The organism is Halobacterium sp. DL1 (assembly GCA_000230955.3).
GTDB lineage: Archaea > Halobacteriota > Halobacteria > Halobacteriales > Halobacteriaceae > Halobacterium.
In genome coordinates this window covers 2,017,720-2,039,452 of sequence record CP007060.1, presented here as the reverse complement: position 1 = coordinate 2,039,452, position 21,733 = coordinate 2,017,720, and the positions used below count along the sequence as shown (strand labels likewise).

Genomic DNA, 21,733 nt, shown 5'->3' with positions numbered 1-21,733 from the left:
TTCACGGAACCCTTTTCGCCGCAGTCGCAGTACGAGCGTCCATGACCGTCCGTATTCTCCACTACGCCGACGTGGAGAACGCCTACGACACGCCCGAGCGCGTCGGCCGTCTCGCCGGCGCCATCGACGCCCTCCGCGACGACCCCGCGGCGACGCTCGTCACCGGCGGCGGCGACGACACCGCTCCGGGCGTCCTCTCGCTAGCCTGCGAGGGCGCGCAAGCCCAGGAGTTCTTCGACGCGGTAGAGCCCGACGTCGAGGTGTTCGGGAACCACGACTTCGACCACGGCTACGACGCCGCGCGCCGTGCCGCTCGCGAGTTCCCGGGCGCGTGGCTGAACGCGAACGCCCACCACGACGGCGAGCGCTTCGCCGCCGACCACACGACGCCGACGGCGCTCCTCGACGTGGGGGACGCGACCGTCGGGTTCGTCGGCGTCACCGCCGAGTCGACGCCCGACATCAACCCGGTCGCGGCCGACCTGGCGGTCGGCGACGCGGTCGACGCGGTCCGCGACGCCGAGCACGACCTCCGGGATGCCGGCGCGGACCACGTGGTCGTCGTCTCCCACCGAGGCGAGGACGAGGACATCGCCCGCGAAACGACCGTCGACGCCGTCCTCGGCGGCCACGAGCACGACCGGATGGCCGACAGCGTCGAGGGTACGCTCGTCGCCCGACCAGGGTCCGGCGGTCACACGCTCCTCGAGGTCACGCTCAGCGACGGCGACCCGACAGCAACCCACCGCGAGACGGCCGACTACCCCGTCGACGAGGCGGTGGCAGCGGCACTCCGCGAACGTATGGCGGAGACGGTCACCCGCGTCGACGGGCCGGTACGCCGGACGGAGCGCCACCTGAAGGCGGGCGAGAGCCCGGTCGGGAACTTCGTCGCGGACGCGCTCCGGTCCGCCGGCGGCGCCGACGTCGCTCTGCTGGTCGGCGGCATCAGACAGGACGACCCGCTGGACGGCGACGTAACCGTCGCCGACCTCCACGGTCTCTGCCCGTTCGACAACGAGGTGCTGGTCACCGAGGTGGACGGGGCCACGCTGCTCGACGCGTTCGCCGACCTCCAGTTGGCCGCCGTCCACCCGGGCGACGACGTTCCCGACTGGTGGTTCGGCCACGTCTCCGGCGCCAGCCTGGTGTACGACGACCGGGACTACTCGGTGGTTGGGGCGCGCGTCGGCGGCGAACCGGTCCACCCCGAGGAGACCTACGAGGTCGCGCTCTCGGACTACCACGTCGTGACGGACCACATCGTCCGGGCAATCGACGAGGACGACGTGGTGCGGGCCGCCAGCAGCCTCAGCGACGCGCTCGTCGAGCGGGCGCGAGAACACGGCGTGAATACGGAGACGGAGGGACGCATTCGTCGCCCCTACCTCGAGGAGCCGGCGGTCCAGTAGCTATCCCTTGACGTTGCAGACCGGGAACGTCCGGACCACGAGGTCGCCGATGCCGAGCGCGTCGGAGACGCCGACCACTTCGTCGACGTCTTTGTAGACGCCGGGGGCCTCCTCAGCGATGGTCTCGCCGGAGGCGGCCTTCACGTATATCTGGTTCTGCTCGCGGAGGCTCGTCTGGACCGCGCCGCCGCCGTACTCCCGCTTGGCCTGCGTGCGACTCATCAGGCGGCCAGCACCGTGTGCGGTGGAGCCGAACGACCGGCGGAGGGACTCCGCGCCGCCCTTGAGCACGTAGCTCCCGGCACCCATGCTTCCGGGGATGATGACCGGCTGACCGACCTCCCGGTACGCCGTCGGCACGTCGGGGTGGCCGGCGGGGAACGCGCGCGTCGCGCCCTTCCGGTGGACGTAGAGGTCGCGCTCGACCCGCTCCCCGTCGCCCTCGAGGCTGTAGCCGTCCTCGACCTCGTACACGTCGTGCGTCTCGCGCTTCGCGATGTTGTGCGCGACGTCGTAGAGGAGGTCCATCTCCAGGGCCTCCCAGGACTGGTCGAAGACGTCGGCGAACGTCTCGCGGACGGCGTGCGTGATGAGCTGTCGGTTCACCCACGCGAAGTTGATGGCGGCGCACATCGCGCCGTAGTAGTCGTCGGCGAGTTCGGAGCCGGCGGGCGCGGCGGCGAGGTCCTTCTCCGGCAGCGACGCGAGGAACTCGGGGTGCTCGTCCTCGATGCGCCGGAGGTAGTCCGAGCAGATCTGGTGGCCGAGGCCCCGGGAGCCGCAGTGGATGAGCACGACGACCTGGTCCGCTTCGAGGCCGAACGCGTCGGCGGTGTCGTTGTCGTACACGTCCGTGACGCGCTGGACCTCGAGGAAGTGGTTACCAGAACCGAGCGACCCCATCTGGCTCGCGCCGCGGTCCTTGGCCTTCTTCGACACCGCCGAGAGGTCGGCGTCCGGCCGCATCCCCTCGTCCTCGCAGTGCAGGCGGTCCTCGCGAGTGGCGTACCCCTCCTCGACGCACCAGTCGACGCCGCGTTCCAGTGCCGCTTCGAGGTCGCCGTGGGTGCCGTCGTGGACGCCGCCCCCGCCGAGGCCGCAGGGCACCGCGTCGAACAGCGCGTCGACGAGTTCCTCCTCGCGACCCTGCACGTCCTCGTAGGTGAGGTTCGTCTTCACCATGCGGACGCCGCAGTTGATGTCGAAGCCGACGCCGCCGGGCGAGATGCAACCTTCCTCGGCGTCGAAGGCGGCGACGCCGCCGACGGGGAAGCCGTAGCCCTGGTGGCCGTCGGGCATGCAGAGCGCGGGCGCCACGACCCCCGGCATGCAGGAGACGTTCCGCAGCTGGTCGAGCGTGCGGTCGTCGCCGATGTGCTCGAGTAGCGCCTCGTTAGCGAGTACGCGCGCCGGAACGCGCATCTCCTCGTCGGCCTCCAGCTCCCAGACGTTCTCCTCGACCTCGTAGAGCGTCCGGTCGCCGGCGTCGAACGTGTTCATGGTCGAGAGTGCGCGCCTCTCGCTGGTAGGCGTTTCGTCTACCGGCTACTCGGTTGCCGGCCGCAGCGGCGAGTAGTCGGCGACGGCGCCGAGTCGCTCGTCGATGGACAGCGGGCCGGCGCCCGTGACGAACAGCGCGGACGTGAGCCCGAACAGCGTGACGTGGGCGAGCACCGGGTCGTCGGGCAGGCCGAACAGCGTCGTCGTCAACACGATGAACGCTGTCGCAGCGGTCGCCCGCGTGAACAGGCCCACGAAGAGGAAGACGCCGACCGCGAGTTCGGTGAGGCCGGCGCCGACGACCCAGAGTCCGGGGTCGACGGGGACGACCGCCGTGAGGTCGTACTTCTCGACCACTTCGAGCGCGAGGCCGGGGTTCGCGAGCTTCTCCCAGAAGCCGAGCAGCGCGAAGTTGAACCCCAGGCCGGCGCGGATGACGGTGGGCGCGTACTGCTCGTACGGTCTGACGAGGCCGTGGAACCGCTCGACGAGCGGGTGGAGTGGTTCGAAGCGGCCGTAGACGGTTCCTTCGGCGGCTGCCACCTCCTTGAGCAGGTGGTCGGCGCTCGGGCGCCCGCTCCCGAGTAGCAACACGCCGAGGAAGCCGCCGACGTACTCGCTGGCGAGCACGAGTTCGGGGCGCACCACGAGGCCGACCAGGTAGGCGGCCAGACCGACGAGCGCCACCGCCCGGGTGGCCAGCCCGAACAGCAGGAAGAAGCCCAGGGTCACCTGGAAGACGCGGGTCGGTGCCTGGACCGCCGGCGAGAAGAAGTAGCCGGCGAACCCCGCGCCGATCAGCGGCAAGCCGAGCGCGAGTCGGAGCATCCACGGGACGAACTCGCGGTAGCCAGAGAGCGTCGCCCGGAGCGCCCGCACGTCGGTGCTGGCGGGCCGGTAGCGGAGGAAGGCGACCATCGCGAACACGACGGAGAGCAGACCGCCGCCGACGAGCGCGGCGTTCAGTGGCTCGCTCAGCACCGCCGCGAGGAACTGCACGGCCCTGACGGTCGGTGCGCCGTCCACCACGTACCTGACGTGGGCGACTGCGTCGGCGACGGCTGCGGACATGCGCGGCGCTACGCTCCCGCGACCGAAAAGCGTGCCCGTTCGAGGTCTCTACACGTCGAAGACGACGTAGGCGTGCCAGCCGTCCGCCCGCTCTTCGAGGACCATCTCGGAGTACGTCACGGCCTTCAGGTCGCGGCCGTGGACCGCCGAGAGGGGGACGCCGCGCGCGCTCGCCTCGACCACCCACTCGTCGTCGACCTCGCGCACCACGGCCTCGTTGTCGACGGGCAGAACGCCGCGAACGTCCCGTTCGTAGATGAGTCGGTCGAGGTAGTCGTAGAGCGCGCGCTCGCGGCTCCCCGCGCGCTCCTCGACGTCGAAGCGGTCGCCGGCGTCCGGGACGTCCTCGACCATCGCGGCCGCCATCCCCTCTGCGAGGGCTGCGAAGACGCTCCCCAGACTGTTCGCCTCGGCCTCCACGGCGACGTCCGCGGTGTGCTCCCGGAGGGTGTAGCTCACGACGCCCCACCCGGGGTCGCCGCTGGCTCGGGACCCGGGGGCGCTGCGCCCCCTCCGTGCCCCGCGTCGCTCCGGTGCGTCCGGTGGACCTGTTCGGCGCCGACTCCGTCGTCACCTGGCATCGTCCCACCAGAGGGCGACGCGACGTGAAAGCATTTTGGCGCCGTGCGACGGTGGAATTATAGTCTCGGGCCTGCTACCCACTCCCAGTGAGCGTAACGGTCGACAAGCGCGTGGTGCCCCCGGGCAGTTCAGAGCACCTCGAGAGCGCCTGGGAACTGAAAGAACGCATCCGGGGCGAGGAAGGCCTCCTGAAGCAGCGCCGGGGCTTCTTCGCCAACGCCTACCGGCGCTCGTCGGTCCACTGCTTCCTCGACGGCGACACGCTCGTCGGCTTCGCCGCCGCGCGCTCGGACGGCTACATCCTCTTCCTCGCGGTCGCACCTGAGTACCGCGGCCACGGCTACGGCGAGCGACTCGTCGCGTCGGTCGCTGGAGAGGCCGGGGAGGCGTCTTGTCACGCCCGCGTGAGCAACGATAACGCCATCGAGTTCTACCGCCACCTCGGGTTCACCGTCGAGCGCGAGATCGAGGACTACTACGAGGACGGCGTCGGCGCCTACTACCTCCGACTCGGCGACCGCGACCGCATCCGCGACCGCATCTCCGAGATTCTCCGCGGCAACTAGTCGGCCCCACCCTGTACCCAGTCGGCAGACGAACGACACGCATTTACCACAGGTCGTCGTACCCGACTGTCGATATGGAGGAACGGACGCGAGCGTATCTTCGGGGTCGGTTCGGCGACTTCTACCGCCGAGCGGACGTCACGCTCCCGCCGCGGGCAGACGACCGCGAGTGGGGCCACATCCCGTGGACGTCGGGGCCGGACACGACGATGGTCCGCCACCAGTCCACGCTCGACCTCGGGGACACCTCGGCGTTCCTCGAACGCGAACGCCCCCGCCACGTCTACTTCTCCGCGGGATATTACGAGCACCCCGGCGCGAGCACGATGGAAGAGAAGCAGTGGCTAGGCTCCGACCTCGTCTTCGACCTGGACGCCGACCACCTGCCGAACGTCACCCTCGGCGAGGACACGTACGCCGAGATGCTCGCGAAGTGCAAGGACGCCCTCTACCGCCTGCTCGACTTCCTCGAACGGGACTTCGGTTTCGAGGACCTCACGGTGACGTTCTCGGGCGGCCGGGGCTACCACGTCCACGTCCGCGACCCGGGCGTCTACGAACTCGAACGCGAGCAGCGCCGCGAGATTGTGGACTACGTCCGGGGGAACGAACTCGACCTGGAGACCCTCGTCAGTGAGGAGACCGTCGAAGGAATCGGCCTGAAGAATCCGACTTCGAAGCGGACGCTCCCCGCGGACGGCGGCTGGGGCAGGCGGGTCACCGACCGACTCGGGGCGTTCGCGGACGACCTGCTCGCGCGCGGCGAGGACGACGCCGTGGAGTACCTCTCGGGCTTCGAGGGCGTCGGCGAGAAGTCCGCGCGCGCCATCTACAACGTCGTCGAGAACAACACCGAGGCGGTGAAGGCGGGCAACGTCGACGTCCACCCCGCGTTCCTCAAAGTCGCCCGGAAGTACGTCGCCGAGACCGTCGAGGCGGAGAACGCGCCCATCGACGAACCGGTGACGACGGACACGAACCGGCTCATCCGACTGCCGGGGACGCTCCACGGCGGCAGCGGCCTGCACGTCCAGCGGCTCACCCGCGAGCAACTCAACGACTTCGACCCGCTGGTCGACGCCGTCCCCGAGACGTTCGTCGGCCACGACATCAGCGTCGAGGTGACGGCCGAGCGCACGCTCGAACTGCTCGGGGAAACGCTTACAGTGGAACCGGGAGTCGTGTCAGTACCAGAGTACGCGGGCATCTTCCTGATGGCCCGCGGCGCAGCCGAGAAGGCCAAAGAATGAAACTCGAAGACCTACGCGCGGCCCAGACCCGCGAGCGAGCGACCGACGGCCTCCAGGAGCTCCGGGACTCGTTCTACGGCGACGTGGCGGAGTATCTCGCGGACCTGAAGGAGCGACGCGACGCCGCCGCGGCGGCCGCCGACGACCCGTTCGGCGACCCCGAAGTCCAGGAACTGACGGACAAGATCGAGACCGCCGAGCAGGTCACCGAGGCAATCTACGAGCGCCGGATGGGGAAACTCGTCAAGCAGGCGAGCCTCGCGGCGGCGGGAATGCCCGACGACGAGAACGGGCTGACCGCCGAGGAGCGCGACCTCTACGGGGACATCGTCGACCGCATCGAGACGAACAAGACCCACGTGTTGGACGTCATCGCCGGGAAGGCAGAGAGCAGCCACGACGCCGAGGCGGCGGGAGAGGCCCACGCCGAGACCCGGTCGGCGGACACGACGCCGCCCGGGGAGTCCCCAGCGAAATCACCGGACACGGACGCAGAGCCGTCGGACTCCTCGGCGGCCGCAGCGATGGGCGGCGGCATGGACGACGAGTCGACGGACGCGGAACCGGACCGGTCGGCGGACGCAGAACCTCCGGAGGCAGTCGCCGAGGACCTCGAGCGAGTGACCGGGGACGACGCTGCCGAGGACGTGGCGGACCCGGAGGACGGTGGCGCGGACATCGACCGCACGACGGTGCGCGTGACCCACGACGTGGGCGAAATCCTCGGTGTGGACGAACGACCGTACTCCCTGGAGGCGGAGGACGTCGTGACGCTCCCCGAGGAGAACGCCGCGCCGCTCGTCGAGAAGGGCGCGGCCGAGGAACTGGAGTAGCCCGGTCCACAGCACCGACCCGATTCTGGCCGTGAGAAGGTTCATCGGTAGCGACGGCGTACCTCTGGTATGCCGACGGTGTACACGAACGGCGTCGAGACGTACTACGAGCGCCGTGGCGACGGGCCGCCGCTCGTGCTCGTCCACGGCGCCATCCTCGACCACTCCCAGTGGGCGCCGCAGGTCGACGCCCTCGCCGACGACTACACCACCATCGCGTACGACGTCCGGGGGCACGGACGCACTGGTGGATCCCACCGGTCAGCGTACTCCATCGACCAGTTCGCGGACGACCTCCACGCGCTCGTCGACGGCCTGGACCTCGACCGGCCCGTCGTCTGTGGCCTCTCGACGGGGGGCTGCATCGCCCAGGTGTACGCGGCGACCTACCCGGACCGGCTGCGCGGACTGGTGCTCGCCGACACGTTCTCCCCAGACCTCGCCGGGTGGAGCGAGTGGCTCCAGCGCTCCGCCGTGCTCCGGGCGACCGTTCCGCCGGTCCGTCTCCTCGGCTACGAGCGCGTCGAGCGGGCGATGGTGTGGCTCCAGCAGCGTCTCCACGGCGAGAGCGTCAGCGGTGACTACGACAAAATTGAGCAGTTGCGGGCCGCGGGACCGAAGATGACGACCGCGGAGTTCGCGAAGGTGGTGCGCGCCGTCGCCGCGTTCCACCGGACGTCGGTCGACCTCGCCGCCATCTCGGTGCCGACGCTGGTGCTGTACGGGGAACACGAACCGCCGTTCATCAAGCGGCACGCGCCGATATTCGAGTCCGAGATTCCAGACGCGTCGATGCTGCAGGTGCCCGGGGCGGGCCACGCTTCGAACCTCGACAACCCCGAGTTCTTCACGGCGGCGCTCCGGGAGTTCCTCGCGGACGTCTACCCGGACGCCACGGAGACCACAATCGGCGAGAGGGAGAGTCCGCGGTAGCAAGTCCTCCCCGAGGGCGTCGGCGCAGTCGGGCGCTCAGATGGGGTAGTTCCGGGACTCGTGCTGGACGGAGATCCACTTCTTCTCCGTGACCTCGTCGAGGATGTCGGTGGCGTTGTAGCCGCCGACGCCGGAGGCCTTCGTGCCGCTGAACGGGACGTGCGCCTCGTCGTTGATGGGCTGGTCGTTGACGTGGACCATCCCGGTGTCCATACGCCCCGCTATCTCCATGCCCTCGCCGATGTCGCCGGCGTGGACGCTGCCGGAGAGCCCGTACTCCGTGTCGTTGTGTATCTCGACGGCCTCGTCGACGTCCGAGAACGGGATGACGGGAGCGATGGGGCCGAAGTGCTCGAAGCACGCCGCGGACATCTCGTTGGTGACGTCCGAGAGCACCGTCGGCGCCACGAGCAGGGAGTCCTCGACGCCGTCCATCTCGACGGTCTCGCCGCCGGTTTCGAGGGTGGCACCGGCGTCCACCGTCTCCTCGACGTAGTCGAGCATCTGGTCACGCTGGGACTCGTCTATGATTGGCGCGACGACCGTCTCGTCGTCATGGGCGCTGCCCACTGGCAGGGACTCGGCTCGCTCGGTGAGTCGGTCTACGTAGTCGTCGTAGACGTCCTCGTGGACGATGTGGCGGTTGATGGAGATGCAGACCTGGCCCTGGTGGACGAACGACCCGAAGACGGCCGCGTCGACCGCCTCCTCGACGTCGGCGTCCGCGGTGACGATGTGGCCGTTGTTGCCGCCGAGTTCCAGCGCGGCCCGCGAGAGGTTCTCGCCAGCCGTCTCGGCGACGCCCCGCCCGACCGGCGTCGACCCCGTGAACGAGACGACGTCGCTCTCGGGGTGGCCCACGACGGCGTCCCCGATGTCCGAGCCGCTGCCGGTGACGACGTTGAGCACGCCGTCGGGGAGCCCCGCCTCCTCGTACAGTTTCGCGAACAGCAGGCCGCCCGTGATGGGCGTGTTCGAGGCGGGCTTGAGCACGACGCTGTTGCCCGCGGCGATGGCGGGCGCGACCGCCCGCCCCGAGAGGTTCAGCGGGAAGTTCCACGGGGAGATGACCGTGACGACGCCCTGGGGTTCCCGCCGGACGAAGTTCTCCTTCCCGGGGATGTTGGAGTCGGCCTGCTGGCCCGTCATCCGCCGGGGGAACGTGGCGGCCTCGCCGGCCTGGTCGGTCACGATGTGGACCGACGTCTCGCCCATCAAGTGTGACCCGCCGGCCTCGGCCGCCAGCAGTTCGACAATCTCGTCGCTGTGCTCCTGGAGCGCCTGCACCAACCCCTGGGCGACCTGCTCGCGTTCGACCGGCGGCGCGTCGGCCCACTCGGACTGCGCCGCCGCGGCCGCCTCGAACGCGCGGTCGACGTCGTCCTCGGTCGCCGCCGGCACCTGCGTTACTTCCTCCCGTGTCGAGGGGTCCTCGACTGAGAGCGTCTCGTCGCCCGACGAGTCGACCCACTCGCCGTCGATGTACAGTCGGTTCCAGTCGGCGTCTATCGAGAGGTCTGGTACCATTGGACAAAGTACGTGATTGACGCGGAAAAGTCGTCGGGCGAAACAGCGTGAGAACCGACGGAGACCGTCAGACGAGGCGGTCGCGGTGGCGTCGAAGAAAGCGTAAGTATACTCGCCCGAAGGGCGAGTTTCACCCGTGCGAACGAAGGGAGCACGGGGGAGTTTCTAGCGTAGCGTTTCGCGACGAGTGGTGCGCGCTCCGCGCGCACCCCGCGCAGCAAAAAGGTCCTACTGGAACGCTCCGGGGGCGGGCTCCTCGGAGTCGGGCGCCTCGGCCTTCTCGAAGCGGCTCTCGATCTCCTGGTACTCCTCGCGGACCTCCTCGTCCACGCTCGGCTTCACCTCGCCGAGCGCGTTCTCGAAGTGTTCCATCGTGACGCGGACGTTGTCGACGGACTCGATGGCCTCCTCGGGGTCGACGGAGTTGATGAACTCCCGGGTGGCGTTCATCGTGGCCTCGCGGGCGAGCGCCTCGATGTCGGCGCCGACGTAGCCGTCCGTGCGGGTGGCCAGGTCGTCGAGGTCGACGTCGTCGGCGAGCGGCTTGTTGCGCGTGTGGACCTTGAGGATGGCGCGGCGCGCCTCCTCGTCAGGCACCGGCACGTGGACGTGGCGGTCCAGGCGGCCCGGGCGCAGCAGCGCGTTGTCGATGAGGTCGGGGCGGTTCGTCGTCGCGACGACCACGACGTCCTCCAGTTCCTCGATGCCGTCGAGCTCCGTCAGCAGCTGGCTGACGACGCGTTCGCCGACGCCGGAGTCGCTCATGCCGCGGCCGCGTTCCCCGGCGATGGAGTCGATCTCGTCGAAGAACACCACGGTGGGTGCGTTCGACCGTGCCTTCTCGAACACCTCGCGGACGCCCTTCTCGGACTCCCCGACGTACTTGTTGAGGAGCTCGGGGCCCTTCACGGAGATGAAGTTCGAGTTGGCCTCGTTGGCGACGGCCTTCGCGAGCAGGGTCTTCCCCGTGCCCGGCGGGCCGTACAGCAACACGCCCTTCGCGGAGTCGAGGTCCATCGAGGCGAACACCTCGGGGTAGTCCAGCGGCCACTGGATGGTCTCACGGAGGCGCTCCTTGGTCTCGCCGAGGCCGCCGACCTGGTCCCAGGTGACGTCCGGCACTTCCACGAACACCTCGCGGAGCGCCGAGGGCTCGATGCCTTTCAGCGCGTCCTTGAAGTCGCGCTCGGTGACGCGGATGGACTCGAGGAGTTCGGCGTCGATCTCGTTGGCTTCGAGGTCGATGTCCGGGCGGATGCGCCGGAGCGCGTTCATCGCGGCCTCCTTCGCCAGGCTCTCGAGGTCGGCGCCCACGAAGCCGTGGGTGCTCTCCGAGAACGAGTCGAGGTCGACGCCGTCCGCGAGCGGCATGCCCCGCGTGTGGACCTGAAGAATCTCCTTGCGGCCGTCCTGGTCCGGGACGCCGATCTCGATCTCGCGGTCGAAGCGGCCACCGCGGCGCAGCGCGGGGTCGATAGCGTCGACGCGGTTCGTCGCCGCGATGACGGTCACGTCGCCGCGCTCCTCGAGGCCGTCCATCAGGCTCAGGAGCTGTGCGACGACACGCCGCTCGACGTCACCCTGCGTCTCTCCGCGCTTGGGCGCGATGGAGTCGAGTTCGTCGATGAAGACGATGGCGGGCGCGTTCTCCTCGGCCTCGTCGAAGACCTCGCGGAGCTTCTCCTCGGACTCCCCGTAGTACTTCGACATGATCTCGGGGCCGGAGATGGTCTGGAAGTTGGCGTCGATCTCGTTGGCGACGGCCTTCGCGATGAGCGTCTTCCCGGTGCCCGGCGGCCCGTGCAGGAGCACGCCCTTCGGCGGCTCGATGCCGAGCTGCTGGAACAGCTCCGGGTGGCGCATCGGCAGTTCGATCATCTCGCGGACCTGCTCGAGTTCGCGGTCGAGGCCACCGATGTCCTCGTAGGCGACGTTCGGCGTGCCGTCGCCGCCATCGCTGCCAGCGGCGCCCGGTGCTATCTCCTCGGCGGGGCGCTCGGACACCTGGATCTCCGTGTCGTTGCTGACGACGACCGTGCCGTCGGGGTCCGTCTCGGCGATTTTGACGGGAATCTGCTGGCCGGAGACCGTGCTCATGCCGCCGAAGCCGAACGAGATGGGGATGGTCTGGCCGGTGGTGACGGGGCGGCCGCTCAGGCGGTCCCGTACCATCGGGGTGATGTCACCACGCACGCGCAGGTTTTGCGGGAGCGCGACGGTGACTGCGGTCGCAGGCTTGATGTCCGCGGGTTCGACGGTGACGCGGTCGTCGATGCCGACGTCGGCCTCCTGGCGGAGACGGCCGTCGATGCGGACGATGCCCTCGCCCTCGTCCTCGGGGTAGCCGGGCCAGACGCGCGCGACGGCGCGCCCCTGGTCGCCCTTCCCCTCGATGAGGACGTAGTCGCCGTTCTCGAGGCCGAGTTCCTCCATCGACTGGCGGTCGACGGCGGCCAACCCGCGGCCGGCGTCCTTCTGCTTGAGGGGCTTGACCGTGAGTTTCATTGTTCCACCTCGACAGTGACGACGCCATTGTTGATATACGCTTTCTCGACGCTTCCCTCGGGCGTTTCGAACTCGTGCTGGACGGGTTCGTCCTCGGCCTCCAGGACGAGGATGACGGTGTCGTCGACGACGTCGATGGTCGCCTCGTCGGCGGCGACGCCCAGGTCGGCCACGAGCACCTGCTCGTCGCCGTAGTCGTAGCGGCGGGCCACCGTATCGCTCTGTTCAGTGAGTGTATCGAAGTTCATTAACTAACCTATGGTAATCCTTCCACACTTATAAAGCTTCCGGTGGATTCGGGGGTACGGTGCGTCGTTTCGCTCGACAGGTGGAATTGCGGTTCACACCTTCGTAGGTGTTTTGGCACTGGTCGCCCTCGCCGGGAGCATGGAGACCGTCACCCACGGCGGCCGCCGGACCGCCTACCGCCTCGTCGACCGCGGTGGCGACGGCGCCCCGCTGCTCTGCGTCCACGGGAGCGGCGGCACGCACGCCGTCTGGAAGTCACAGCTCGGCCGCCTCTCCCGCAAGCGGCCGGTCGCTGCTCTCGACCTGAGCGGCCACGGAGACAGCGACGACCTGGCGCTCGACGCCGGGCCGGACGTGCTCGACGCCTACGCGCGGGACGTCCTCGCCGTCGCCACCGAGGTCGGTGCTCGCGCGGTCCTCGGGAACAGCCTCGGCGGGGGCGTCGTCCTCAGCGCGCTGCTGGACCACGACGCCGACGTCGAGGCCGTCGTTCTCGCCGGCTCGGGCGCGAAGCTCTCTGTTCACGAGGACCTCCGGCGCTGGCTCGCGGGCGAGGACGGCGGCTTCGACCGCGCCATCGAGTTCCTCCACGGCGACGGACGACTGTTCCACGACCCGACCGACGCCGAACTCGCGTTCTCGCAGCGAGCGATGCGCGAGGCGGGCCGCGAGGTGGTCGAACGGGACTTCCTGACGTCCCACGCGTTCGACGTCCGGGACCGCCTCGGAGAGCTCGACGTCCCGCTGCTCGCGCTCACGGGCGAACACGACGGCCTCACGCCGCCCGCGTTCCACGAGTACCTCGCAGAGAACGTCCAGGATGGAAGTTGGACGACGCTCCCGGACGCCGCCCACCTCTCGATGCTGGAGGCGCCGGACGCGTTCAACGACGCCGTCTCCGCGTTCCTCGAAGCGCGCAGACTGTAGCAGTTCGACCAATCGCAGTGATCGGTTCGTCGCCCCACTGGTGGCGCCCTGGACGATTTAGACGTCGTGGCCGGTCGACTGTCCGTCGAACGGCCCCGGCCGCAGCCTCGAAAGGGGGGAGTTAAGCCGACGGCACGTCTGCGTTCGCGCGTGCCGGAGCTACAGGAGGAGACCGACCCGGATGGCGTCGACTTCGGGTGGGTGATGCAGACGACGTTCGTCCTCACTATCGTCTTCGGAGCGCCGACTGTGGCCGGACTCTCGTTGTTCTACACGCTGCCGACGTGGGAGGCGCGGGTGTCGTTCGCCGTCCGTGTCGGCGCCATCGTCTGGATTCTGACCGCGCTCACGGCGTACTGGTACGCGCGAAAGACGGCCCGACAGGACGTCTAGACCCGGCGGAACGCGGTGCCGGCGCGGTTCGCGGTCGTCTCGTCCGAGGGGGAGTCGCCGACGAACAGCGTGTTCTCGGGTTCGACGCCGAGTTCGTCGATGACCCAGGTCAGCGCCCGAGGGTCGGGCTTGCGCGCGGGAACGGTGTCCCGGCCCGCGACGACCCCGAACGCGTCGAGGATGTCGTGGCGCTCCAGGGCGGTCCGGCAAGCGTCCTCGCAGTTCAGCGAGCAGACCCCCAGCGGAACGTCGTGGTCGGCGAGTTCGTCGGCACACGGGAGGCGCTCGGCGCGCGTCGCTCCGTCGCGCTCGTGGTCGGCGATAATCTCGTCGACCTCCTCGCCGATGCCGGCGTCCTCGGCCGCCTCCAGCAGCCCCCAGGTGTCGAAGTTGTCGGGGTCCACGTTGGCCGCACGGAGACGGGCGGAGACGTCGCGCTCGACCTGCTCCCAGTCGACGTTGAGTCGCGCGAGCGTCCCGTCGAGGTCGTAGACCACCGCGTCGTAGTCGTCGGTCACGACTCGTCCTTCTCGCCAGGGGCGTTAGAAAGTTCGGTGCGGCGACGCCGACCGGCAGGACTTTTGGTTCGTGCCGTCGGAGTGGGGACGTGATGCTATCGCGGATCCGCGAGGACGTTCGCACGATGCGGCGCCGGGACCCCGCCGCGCTCGATGACCTCACAGTCTTCCTCGTCTACCCCGGCCTCCACGCGGTCTGGTTCCACGTCTTCCTCGCCGCACCGCTGTACGAGCGCTGGCCGCTGCTCGGCCGCCTCGTCGCCCACTTCGTGCGCTTCGCCACGGGCGTCGAGATCCACCCGGGCGCCGACATCGGCCGCCGCGTCACTATCGACCACGGCGACGGCGTCGTCGTCGGTGAGACCGCGGTGGTCGGCGACGACGTGCACATGTACCACGGCGTCACGCTGGGCGGCGACGACCCGCGACCGGTGAAGCGCCACCCCACGGTCGGGGCGGGCGCGACCATCGGCGCGAACGCGACGCTCATCGGTGACCTTGCAGTCGGCGAGGACGCCACCATCGGCGCTGGCTCCGTGGTCACCCGGGACGTGCCGGCGGACGCGACGGTAGCCGGCATCCCTGCGAAACCCGTCGGGAGCGAAGCGGCGGAACCGGACGGCGAGCGCGAGGACTGACTCAGTCCAGCAGGTCGCGCGCGATGACCTCCTTCTGTATCTCGCTGGTCCCCTCGTAGATGGTCGTGATCTTCGAGTCGCGGTAGAACCGCTCGACGTCGAAGTCCGTGGTGTAGCCGTAGCCGCCGTGTATCTGGACCGCCTCGTTGGTCACGTCGACGGCCGCCTCGCTGGCGAAGTACTTCGCTTGCGCGGCCGCCCCGCGGTGGTCCTCGCCGGCGTCCGCGAGTCGCGCTGCGTCGCGGGCGAGCAGGCGTGCGGCCCGCGTCTGGGTCTGCATGTCCGCGAGTTTGTGGCGGATGGTCTGGATCTCCGAGAGCGCCTTGTCGAACTGCTCGCGCTCGTGGGCGTACTCCACGGCTGCGTCGAGGCCCGCCTGCGCGAGGCCGACAGCCTGGGACGCGATGCCGATGCGACCGCCGGTGAGGATGTGCAGCGCCGCGGAGAGCCCGCGGCCCTCCTCGGTGAGCTGGTACTCGGCGGGAATGTGGCAGTCGTCGAACAGCAGCGCGGTAGTGTCGCTCGCGCGCAGGCCGAGTTTGTCCTCCTTCTTCCCTACCTCGATGCCGTCGGTGTCCTTCGGCACGAGGAACTGGGTGATCTTGTCGTCGTCGCCGTCCACCTTCGCGAAGACGATGGCGACGCCCGAGCGCTGCCCGTTCGTGATCCACTGCTTCTTCCCGTTCAGGACGAACTCGCCGTCCTCCTCGACGGCCGTCGTCGACATCTGGGCGGGATTGGAGCCGGCGTCGGGTTCCGAGAGCGCAAACGCGCCCACGGGGCGGCCGTCGGCCATCTCCGGCAGCCACTCCTCCTTCAGCTCGTCACTTCCGAACTCCGCGATGCAGGAGGTCGCCAGGCAGTGCACGGAGAGCGCGGTCGCGACGGAGAGCGCGCCGTACGCCACCTCCTCGTTGACGAGGCTGTACGTCACCGAATCCACGTCGAGGCCGCCGTACTCCTCGGGGACGGTCATCGCCGTCACCTCCATCTCCGCGAGGCCGTCCCAGGCGTCCTCCGGGAACGTCTGATCGCGGTCGGTCTCGGCCGCCGTCGGGCGGATCTCCTCGGCCGCGAACTCCCGGACGGCGTCCCGAACGTGTCGCTGTTCGGCGGTCAGGTCCATACTCGGTGTATTCGGAGGGGTTGAAAAAAGGTGTCCGGTTCTGTGTTCGTTCGGATTGGGTGTCGCTGACTGTGGAGATGACACGGTGGAGAAAGCCCCTGGCGACTCGGGTCGAGGGACTCGGTGCGCGCGCTCCCTGCGGTCGCGTGCTTCCGTCGTCCGTCTTCCCCGAGACGCCAGCCCCTTTCAGTCCGCCCGCTGTCGGTTGGTCGGTAGTCGCTACGCGTCCCGCATGTGGTCCGCGACCGCCTCGGCGTCGGCGTCGATGCCGCCGCCCTGGGCGAACGTCGGGCCACCGCCTCCGCCGCCGCCGAACTCGCCGGTGATATCTTCGACGACGTCGCCGGCGTCGGTGCCGGCGCCGTCGGCAGCGACGACCACGAACGTGTTGCCCTCGCCGCCCGCGACGGCGACCACGTCGGCGGCGTCGCCGGCCGCGTCCTTCGCTGCCTCGCCCACTTCGTTCGCGTCGAACCCGTCGAGGGTGCCGACGCGCCACGTCTCGCCGTCGCGCTCGACGGCGTCGAGGCCGGCGACGCGAGAGCCAAGCACCTCGTTCTTCAGGTCCGCGAGCTCACCTTCCAGGGACTCCCTGGTCTCCTGGAGGCGGGCGACGGCGTCGTCGAGTTCGTCCTCGGGGACGCCGAGCGTGGTCGCCGCGTCGAGGGTTGCGCGGCGCACGTCTGCCCGGCGCTCGACTGCGGACGGGCCGACGGCGAACTCCACGCGGGTCAGGCCTTCGCCCGGATTCGAGCGCGAGAGCACGGAGACCGGCCCGATCTCGCTGGTGTTCTCGACGTGGGTGCCGCCGCAGGCCGCGACGTCCCAATCCTCGACGGTGACGACGCGGACGGTGTCGGCGTCGCTCATCACGCCCTCCTCGGTCTTCGTGTTGAACGCCACGTCCTCGCGGGAGCGCGCCTCCTCGGCCGGGACCTGCTCCCAGGTCACGTCGTGGGAGTCCCAGACTGCGCGGTTCGTCAGTCGCTCGAGGTCCGCGAGCACGTCGTCGTCTATCTCGGTGCTCGTCTCGAAGTCCACGCGGACCTTCTCCTCGGAGATGTCGAAGCCGCCGTAGCCGAGGTCGTCGAGGAGTCGACGCCCCGCGCCGTACAGCACGTGGCTCGCGGTGTGCGCGCGGCGGCAGTACCGCCGGAACTCGGGGTCGACCTCGGCCTGGACTTCGTCGCCGGCCTCGAAGCCGGGTTCCTCGGCGAGTCGGTGGACGACGCCCTCGCCGGTCGACTGGACATCGACGACGGTGACGCCGCCGAGCGTGCCGCGGTCGGCCGGCTGACCGCCGCCCGCCGGGTAGAAGTAGGTCTCCTCGAGTCGTACGTCGGTGCCCGAGACGTCCGTCACTGTCGCTGCGAAACTGGTGGTGTACGGTGCCGCGGGCGCGAGCGAGTCCGCCATGACTGACGCGAGTCGCCCGCGGTAGAAAAACGAACCGGCGTTACTCGTCGCTCAGTTCCACGTCGAGGTGCTCCTCGAGGGCGGCGACGACCGAGCCCCCGACGTTCGCCTGCGTCGCGCGACCTTGCTCGACCGCCAGCAGGTCCGCGGTGTCGATTTCGAGTTCCTCGGCGAGTTCCTCCCGCTGGAGGCCGGCGTCCTGTCGGGCGCGCACCACGCGCTCGCCGTAGTCCGAGACGAGGTACGGGAGCCGGTCGCTCTCGTAGTTCGTGCCGCCCTCCTCCCAGTGCGAGGAGTCGCCCCCTGTCGCGGCGTCCAACTGCTTGGCCGTGTTCTGTGCGGCCCGCTTCTTGCGGTCGACCGTGGAGTCGGTGGTCTCCTCGGCGTCGGGACTCTCGTCGTGGCTCGCGCAGTCCGGGCAGACCGTGAGCTCCGCCCCGGCGACGCTCGCGGTTCGCAGCGAGTCGGAGGTAGACCCGCAGAGCTCGCAGGTCTGGCCGCCACCGCCGCTGCCAGCGCCGCCCGTCGAATACTTCGGCATACGCTCCCGTATAGGAGTGCCACCATTTCAATACCCCGCTTGCGGGTCGGGTGGGTCTAAGTAGGAGGGGTGTGAGCGCTCCTGTATGCCTGCCGACATCGCCGGCCGCGTCTACCTCGCCGCGCTCGGAAGCGCGGACCTGGCGGACGCCTTCGGTGACGGCTACGAGACGGCCACCGAACCGCCCGCCGTCTCGGAGCTGTTCCGCTCGCTCGCCGACACCCACGTCTGGGCAACCCGGGAGACCGACGTGCTGGCTGACCTCGACCGCGGCGACTACGTCCTCTTCCACCGCAACTGGGGCGTGCGCTCGGTCGGTCAGGTCTGGTCGACGACCGCCGACAGCGACGACGTCGCGCGCCTGACCGACGTCGAGGAGCCGGCCGGCGAGTGGGGCGTCGTGACGCTCACGAACGTCCAGCCGGCACTCGACCACGTCTCGCTGCTCTCGCTGGACGCCGGCGACGCGCTCGGCGAGTCCTCGCTGTACCGCTTCGACGACGCCGTCGCCGCGTCGCTCCAGGACCGCTTCACCACCCCCGCGCGGTTCGTCGAGGAGACGGTCGAGAACCCGCTGGCCTTCGACGTCCCGCCCGGCGGCACCCCGCCGGACCGCCGGCCCGACCCGCCGGACGACGGCGGAGGGATGGTGGCGTTCGACGACCTCTCCCTCGACGCCCACGTGGACGCCCTCGACGGCGTCCGAACGCTCGCGTGGCGGGTCCTCGCCCTCGGCGCGTTCATGCTCGCGGCGACGCTCGCCGTCGTCCAGCGTTACCGGCCGGCCGACGGCAACCCGTTCACCCTGACGCCACCGGTGTCCGCGGGCGTCGCGGCCGTCTGCGTCGGCGCCGCGCTCGCCGCCGGCGTCGTCGTCCACGGCGCCCTCAGTCCTCGGCCCGGCCTCGCGAGGTTCACGCGCGAACACGCGGGCGCGACGCGCCGGGCCGGCCGGCGCGAGTCCAGTGGCGACTCCACCGTCCACGTCGCGGACACCGTCGAGGCGTACTGCGCGCACCTCCACCGCCAGACACGGCGCCTCGGCTTCGCCGCCGCGGGCGCGACGGTCGCAATCCTCGTCGGCTGCGTCTACGTCGCGTACGGTCTCGGCGCGCAGGTGTCGCCGGCGGTCGAACCCCTGTCGGTCGTCGCGCTCGCCGGCTTCCCACTGCTCGTCGTCGCGACGGCGCTGCTGGCGGTCCGGCGCTACGCCCGCCGCCTGCTGCCTGATGTCCCCGGGCTGGGCGGCGGTCGGTCGCGCCCCGGACTCTCCCTCGCGGGTCGTCTGGACGCCCTCAGGCGCCGCCTCTCCTCGCTGACTGGACGGTTCCGGTGACCCCTTCGACCCGAACACGTTAGGCGATTCGACGCTGCTTCCCAGCAGGCTGGAACGAAGGAGGTTGATTTATCCCGAGCGAACGTAAACTGACGTAGCGATGAGCCCCAGTGAGGACATCGTCTTCGTCTGTCCCGACTGCGGGGAGTCCATGATGGTCAACCCCGCTATGCGGGACGCGCTCGTCGAGAACGGCTGCGTCGTCTGCGGGTCGCCCGTGCCCGAGGACGCGTTCTCGGTCGGCGAGGACGCCGCCCCGGAGTGACGCTCCAGCCGCCGGCCGCCTAGGCAGTTCTCACTGGCCCGATTTCTCCTCCCCCTGCAGATGAGCAACTATAAAGATTCCCGCCGAGAAGGTGCCGGCGTACCACGATGGCCCTGGAGAAACAGACCGAGATGACCGCGGCGGAGACGGATGCTCTCCTCGGCCGCCACGAGACCGGGGTGCTGTCGCTCGCCCGGGACGACGACCCGTACTCGATTCCCATCTCCTACGGCTACGACGCCGACGACCGGACGTTCTACCTCCGCCTCGTCTCCACGCCAGAGAGCGAGAAGCGCGCGTTCCTCTCCTCGTCGCCGGCGGCCCGCGTCGTCGTCCACGAGGAGGACGGCCGAACCTACCGGAGCGCGGTCGCGAAGGGCAGCCTCGAAGAGATCACGACCGACGAGATGACCGTCGAGCACGTCGAGCAGTTCGGCGACGCGAAACGCCCGCTGTTCGAGGTGTGGGGCGAGTCCAAACAGGACCTCCGCATCCAGCTCTACCAGCTCGACGCCGACAGCGTCAGCGGCCGACACATCGAACTCGAGGACGACTGAGTCCCCGGTCGATTTCCGCGTCGGCACTCTCTCCTCGCTCCCGGCAATCCGCAGAGTGAAGTGCGGAGCGAGTCAACCGGCTGAGGAATGCCCGCCGGGATCCGCGTGACCGTCGAGTTCCCCGCGCCGCCGGTCTGCCCCATCGCCGACCTGTCGGCGCGCGCCGACACCGTCGTCAGCGATGTCTCGACCAGTGTCGCCACCGACGACGGCAGCGTCACGGAGTTCCTCGTGGACGCCGACGCGGTCCCGGAAGACTACGACGCCGACCTCGTGTTCACGTACGCCGACCGCAACCTCTACCGCGTCCGCCACGACGACGCCGACTGCCCCTGTGCGTGCCTCGGCGAGTTCGACACGCCCGTCGACCGGTACTTCGCCCAGAGCGGGGCGCTACAGCTGGTGTTCCACGCCCGGGAGTTCGAGGAACTCCAGGAGATAGTGGGCGAACTCCGGGAGCGCTTCCCCGAGGTTGACATCCAGCGCTTCGTGCGCGCACCGACGGAGGCCGCCTCCCGCGACGCCGTCTTCGTCGACCGCTCGACGCTCACCGAGCGCCAGCTCGAGGTCCTCCAGACCGCTTACGAGATGGGCTACTTCGAGCGCCCACGGGGCGCGAACGCCAGCGAGGTCGCCGAGACCCTGGATGTCTCGCCTTCGACGATTACCGAACACCTCCTCGCCGCCCAGCGCAAGCTCTTCGCGGACGTTCTGGAGGACGAGTGCTGACGGCAGACTCCTCGGACCACGCGCTGCTCCGCCCTACTTAAATCCACCCCGATACCGTGGGCCTACACTCTTCCCCCTGGCATCCCTCTCATGAGGTATGAGCCAGTCACCGCCGTCCGTCCCGTCGCACCGCTCGACTCCAGAGAAGCCCACGGAACTCACCGCCGAGAGTGCCGTCCAGGCCATCCTCGCGGCGCTCGACGACCCCGACTGCCGCGCCATCCTCGAGGCGACCAGCGAGCAGTCGCTCACCGCCGCCGAGATCGGGGAGGCCTGCGACCTGCCGTCCTCGACCGCCTACCGGAAAATCGACGTGCTCGCCGACGCCGGTCTGCTCGAGGAAGAACTGCGCATCCGACGGTCGGGAAAGCACGTCAGCGAGTACGCCTGCGGCGTCGACGATGTCAACGTCTCCGTCGGCGTCGATGGCGTCCACCTCAGCGTCTCGCACTGCGAACCCGACGCCGACGCCGGTCTCGCGGCCGTCTTCGCCGACTGACTGTTCTGCGGCGCCTCCGGTTCCCGTGTCTCCCGAACCGGTGAGCCGGTGGCTCGTCGGTTGACGACGCCGAGGAGAACCACAGCCGCGTGGCTGTCGGGTGTAGCTTCGGTAGGATTGTGCGTGGGTGATGTCCCTTGAGGGGGATATCACCGTGCATCGCGTGTCGGCCTCGGCGGCGGAGCCGCCTCGGGTTTCGGTGGGCTTCGCCCACCCTAGCGATGCGTGGGACCGGATTTGAACCGGTGAACCTCTACAGGACAGCGCCCTCAACGCTGCGCCTTTGACCTAGCTCGGCTACCCACGCTCGCTGGTGCGTTTCCGCACTACTCGGTACCCACCGCCCGATTAAAACCCCTA

The 21,733-nt window shown here is 69.5% G+C and carries 23 protein-coding genes and 1 tRNA gene; 13 read left to right on the top strand and 11 right to left on the bottom strand.

Annotation, left to right across the window (positions count from 1 at the left end; translation table 11 throughout):
- Positions 1-41 precede the first annotated feature (41 nt).
- Positions 42-1,412, top strand: coding sequence for a 2', 3'-cyclic nucleotide 2'-phosphodiesterase (locus tag HALDL1_12415; protein ID AHG04309.1), 1,371 nt, complete (start codon positions 42-44; stop codon positions 1,410-1,412).
- Here the strand turns inward: HALDL1_12415 and HALDL1_12410 are convergent, their stop codons facing one another.
- From HALDL1_12410 to HALDL1_12400, 3 genes are read right to left on the bottom strand one after another with little or no spacing between them, the layout of a single operon-like run.
- Complete coding sequence (locus HALDL1_12410; GenBank protein AHG04308.1) at positions 1,413-2,912, bottom strand: tRNA-splicing ligase RtcB; 1,500 nt, start codon at positions 2,910-2,912, stop codon at positions 1,413-1,415.
- A gap of 45 nt (positions 2,913-2,957) precedes the next feature.
- Positions 2,958-3,983 carry a DoxX family protein gene (locus HALDL1_12405; protein AHG04307.1) on the bottom strand — a complete coding sequence of 342 codons (1,026 nt, stop codon included), beginning with the start codon at positions 3,981-3,983 and terminating at the stop codon, positions 2,958-2,960.
- Positions 3,984-4,031: 48 nt separating this feature from the next.
- Positions 4,032-4,442 carry a hypothetical protein gene (locus tag HALDL1_12400; GenBank protein AHG04306.1) on the bottom strand — a complete coding sequence of 137 codons (411 nt, stop codon included), beginning with the start codon at positions 4,440-4,442 and terminating at the stop codon, positions 4,032-4,034.
- A 209-nt stretch (positions 4,443-4,651) separates the two neighbouring features.
- Between HALDL1_12400 and HALDL1_12395 the strand changes: the two genes are divergently transcribed.
- The 4 genes from HALDL1_12395 (at position 4,652) to HALDL1_12380 (ending at position 8,147) form a co-directional block, all read left to right on the top strand.
- Positions 4,652-5,131: an acetyltransferase gene (locus tag HALDL1_12395; GenBank protein AHG04305.1), complete on the top strand. Its 480-nt coding sequence runs from the start codon at positions 4,652-4,654 to the stop codon at positions 5,129-5,131.
- 74 nt (positions 5,132-5,205) lie between these two features.
- On the top strand, positions 5,206-6,381 hold the full coding sequence (locus HALDL1_12390; GenBank protein ID AHG04304.1) for a DNA primase: 1,176 nt from the start codon (positions 5,206-5,208) through the stop codon (positions 6,379-6,381).
- Positions 6,378-7,214 carry a hypothetical protein gene (locus tag HALDL1_12385; protein ID AHG04303.1) on the top strand — a complete coding sequence of 279 codons (837 nt, stop codon included), beginning with the start codon at positions 6,378-6,380 and terminating at the stop codon, positions 7,212-7,214. The genes HALDL1_12390 and HALDL1_12385 overlap by 4 nt, the downstream gene beginning before the upstream one ends.
- A 69-nt stretch (positions 7,215-7,283) precedes the next feature.
- Positions 7,284-8,147 carry an alpha/beta hydrolase gene (locus HALDL1_12380; protein ID AHG04302.1) on the top strand — a complete coding sequence of 288 codons (864 nt, stop codon included), beginning with the start codon at positions 7,284-7,286 and terminating at the stop codon, positions 8,145-8,147.
- A 36-nt stretch (positions 8,148-8,183) separates the two neighbouring features.
- Here the strand turns inward: HALDL1_12380 and HALDL1_12375 are convergent, their stop codons facing one another.
- From HALDL1_12375 to HALDL1_12365, 3 genes are all read right to left on the bottom strand, one after another.
- Complete coding sequence (locus tag HALDL1_12375; protein ID AHG04301.1) at positions 8,184-9,674, bottom strand: aldehyde dehydrogenase; 1,491 nt, start codon at positions 9,672-9,674, stop codon at positions 8,184-8,186.
- Positions 9,675-9,902: 228 nt separating this feature from the next.
- Positions 9,903-12,179 carry an ATPase AAA gene (locus HALDL1_12370; protein ID AHG04300.1) on the bottom strand — a complete coding sequence of 759 codons (2,277 nt, stop codon included), beginning with the start codon at positions 12,177-12,179 and terminating at the stop codon, positions 9,903-9,905.
- Complete coding sequence (locus HALDL1_12365; protein AHG04299.1) at positions 12,176-12,427, bottom strand: hypothetical protein; 252 nt, start codon at positions 12,425-12,427, stop codon at positions 12,176-12,178. Before HALDL1_12365 ends, HALDL1_12370 begins: the two co-directional genes overlap by 4 nt.
- Before the next feature lie 139 nt (positions 12,428-12,566).
- On the opposite strand from HALDL1_12365, the gene HALDL1_12360 reads away from it, so the two are divergent.
- Complete coding sequence (locus HALDL1_12360) at positions 12,567-13,355, top strand: carboxylesterase (protein ID AHG04298.1); 789 nt, start codon at positions 12,567-12,569, stop codon at positions 13,353-13,355.
- A gap of 150 nt (positions 13,356-13,505) precedes the next feature.
- Complete coding sequence (locus HALDL1_12355) at positions 13,506-13,748, top strand: peptidoglycan-binding protein (GenBank protein ID AHG04297.1); 243 nt, start codon at positions 13,506-13,508, stop codon at positions 13,746-13,748.
- Here the strand turns inward: HALDL1_12355 and HALDL1_12350 are convergent.
- Entirely contained in the window at positions 13,745-14,266 is a 522-nt protein-coding gene (locus HALDL1_12350) for a phosphoglycolate phosphatase (GenBank protein AHG04296.1), read from the bottom strand. The two genes, HALDL1_12355 and HALDL1_12350, sit on opposite strands and share 4 nt — an antisense overlap.
- Before the next feature lie 92 nt (positions 14,267-14,358).
- Between HALDL1_12350 and HALDL1_12345 the strand changes: the two genes are divergently transcribed.
- Positions 14,359-14,904 (top strand): serine O-acetyltransferase, encoded by a 546-nt coding sequence (locus HALDL1_12345; protein AHG04295.1) that lies wholly within the window; start codon positions 14,359-14,361, stop codon positions 14,902-14,904.
- Position 14,905: 1 nt separating this feature from the next.
- Here the strand turns inward: HALDL1_12345 and HALDL1_12340 are convergent, their stop codons facing one another.
- The 3 genes from HALDL1_12340 to HALDL1_12330 form a co-directional block, all read right to left on the bottom strand.
- Complete coding sequence (locus HALDL1_12340) at positions 14,906-16,030, bottom strand: acyl-CoA dehydrogenase (protein ID AHG04294.1); 1,125 nt, start codon at positions 16,028-16,030, stop codon at positions 14,906-14,908.
- Between the two features lie 219 nt (positions 16,031-16,249).
- Positions 16,250-17,446 (bottom strand): alanyl-tRNA synthetase, encoded by a 1,197-nt coding sequence (locus HALDL1_12335; protein ID AHG04293.1) that lies wholly within the window; start codon positions 17,444-17,446, stop codon positions 16,250-16,252.
- Between the two features lie 40 nt (positions 17,447-17,486).
- Positions 17,487-17,987 carry a transcriptional regulator gene (locus HALDL1_12330; protein ID AHG04292.1) on the bottom strand — a complete coding sequence of 167 codons (501 nt, stop codon included), beginning with the start codon at positions 17,985-17,987 and terminating at the stop codon, positions 17,487-17,489.
- Positions 17,988-18,072: 85 nt separating this feature from the next.
- Here HALDL1_12330 and HALDL1_12325 point away from each other — a divergent pair, with 85 nt between their 5' ends.
- The 5 genes from HALDL1_12325 (at position 18,073) to HALDL1_12305 (ending at position 21,373) form a co-directional block, all read left to right on the top strand.
- On the top strand, positions 18,073-19,323 hold the full coding sequence (locus tag HALDL1_12325) for a hypothetical protein (GenBank protein ID AHG04291.1): 1,251 nt from the start codon (positions 18,073-18,075) through the stop codon (positions 19,321-19,323).
- Between the two features lie 100 nt (positions 19,324-19,423).
- A complete protein-coding gene (locus HALDL1_12320; GenBank protein AHG04290.1) occupies positions 19,424-19,588 on the top strand; it encodes a hypothetical protein in 165 nt (54 codons plus the stop codon).
- A 107-nt stretch (positions 19,589-19,695) separates the two neighbouring features.
- A complete protein-coding gene (locus HALDL1_12315) occupies positions 19,696-20,145 on the top strand; it encodes a pyridoxamine 5-phosphate oxidase (protein ID AHG04289.1) in 450 nt (149 codons plus the stop codon).
- An 87-nt stretch (positions 20,146-20,232) separates the two neighbouring features.
- Positions 20,233-20,874, top strand: a complete 642-nt coding sequence (locus tag HALDL1_12310; protein ID AHG04288.1) for an XRE family transcriptional regulator — start codon at positions 20,233-20,235, stop codon at positions 20,872-20,874.
- A gap of 97 nt (positions 20,875-20,971) precedes the next feature.
- Complete coding sequence (locus HALDL1_12305) at positions 20,972-21,373, top strand: hypothetical protein (protein AHG04287.1); 402 nt, start codon at positions 20,972-20,974, stop codon at positions 21,371-21,373.
- A 222-nt stretch (positions 21,374-21,595) separates the two neighbouring features.
- Here HALDL1_12305 and HALDL1_12300 read toward each other — a convergent pair.
- Positions 21,596-21,680: transfer RNA gene (locus tag HALDL1_12300), tRNA-Leu, on the bottom strand.
- Between the last annotated feature and the right edge of the window lie 53 nt (positions 21,681-21,733).

What these genes read in the sequence shown, in the direction of transcription:
- HALDL1_12330 (AHG04292.1), bottom strand. Translation starts at nt 17,987, where the DNA reads ATGCCGAAGTATTCGACGGGCGGCGCTGGCAGCGGCGGTGGCGGCCAG.
- HALDL1_12325 (AHG04291.1), top strand. Translation starts at nt 18,073, where the DNA reads ATGCCTGCCGACATCGCCGGCCGCGTCTACCTCGCCGCGCTCGGAAGC.
- HALDL1_12345 (AHG04295.1), top strand. Translation starts at nt 14,359, where the DNA reads ATGCTATCGCGGATCCGCGAGGACGTTCGCACGATGCGGCGCCGGGAC.
- HALDL1_12340 (AHG04294.1), bottom strand. Translation starts at nt 16,030, where the DNA reads ATGGACCTGACCGCCGAACAGCGACACGTTCGGGACGCCGTCCGGGAG.
- HALDL1_12405 (AHG04307.1), bottom strand. Translation starts at nt 3,983, where the DNA reads ATGTCCGCAGCCGTCGCCGACGCAGTCGCCCACGTCAGGTACGTGGTG.
- HALDL1_12310 (AHG04288.1), top strand. Translation starts at nt 20,233, where the DNA reads ATGCCCGCCGGGATCCGCGTGACCGTCGAGTTCCCCGCGCCGCCGGTC.
- HALDL1_12335 (AHG04293.1), bottom strand. Translation starts at nt 17,446, where the DNA reads ATGGCGGACTCGCTCGCGCCCGCGGCACCGTACACCACCAGTTTCGCA.
- HALDL1_12380 (AHG04302.1), top strand. Translation starts at nt 7,284, where the DNA reads ATGCCGACGGTGTACACGAACGGCGTCGAGACGTACTACGAGCGCCGT.
- HALDL1_12360 (AHG04298.1), top strand. Translation starts at nt 12,567, where the DNA reads ATGGAGACCGTCACCCACGGCGGCCGCCGGACCGCCTACCGCCTCGTC.
- HALDL1_12390 (AHG04304.1), top strand. Translation starts at nt 5,206, where the DNA reads ATGGAGGAACGGACGCGAGCGTATCTTCGGGGTCGGTTCGGCGACTTC.
- HALDL1_12415 (AHG04309.1), top strand. Translation starts at nt 42, where the DNA reads ATGACCGTCCGTATTCTCCACTACGCCGACGTGGAGAACGCCTACGAC.
- HALDL1_12375 (AHG04301.1), bottom strand. Translation starts at nt 9,674, where the DNA reads ATGGTACCAGACCTCTCGATAGACGCCGACTGGAACCGACTGTACATC.
- HALDL1_12365 (AHG04299.1), bottom strand. Translation starts at nt 12,427, where the DNA reads ATGAACTTCGATACACTCACTGAACAGAGCGATACGGTGGCCCGCCGC.
- HALDL1_12385 (AHG04303.1), top strand. Translation starts at nt 6,378, where the DNA reads ATGAAACTCGAAGACCTACGCGCGGCCCAGACCCGCGAGCGAGCGACC.
- HALDL1_12370 (AHG04300.1), bottom strand. Translation starts at nt 12,179, where the DNA reads ATGAAACTCACGGTCAAGCCCCTCAAGCAGAAGGACGCCGGCCGCGGG.
- HALDL1_12320 (AHG04290.1), top strand. Translation starts at nt 19,424, where the DNA reads ATGAGCCCCAGTGAGGACATCGTCTTCGTCTGTCCCGACTGCGGGGAG.
- HALDL1_12410 (AHG04308.1), bottom strand. Translation starts at nt 2,912, where the DNA reads ATGAACACGTTCGACGCCGGCGACCGGACGCTCTACGAGGTCGAGGAG.
- HALDL1_12315 (AHG04289.1), top strand. Translation starts at nt 19,696, where the DNA reads ATGGCCCTGGAGAAACAGACCGAGATGACCGCGGCGGAGACGGATGCT.
- HALDL1_12305 (AHG04287.1), top strand. Translation starts at nt 20,972, where the DNA reads ATGAGCCAGTCACCGCCGTCCGTCCCGTCGCACCGCTCGACTCCAGAG.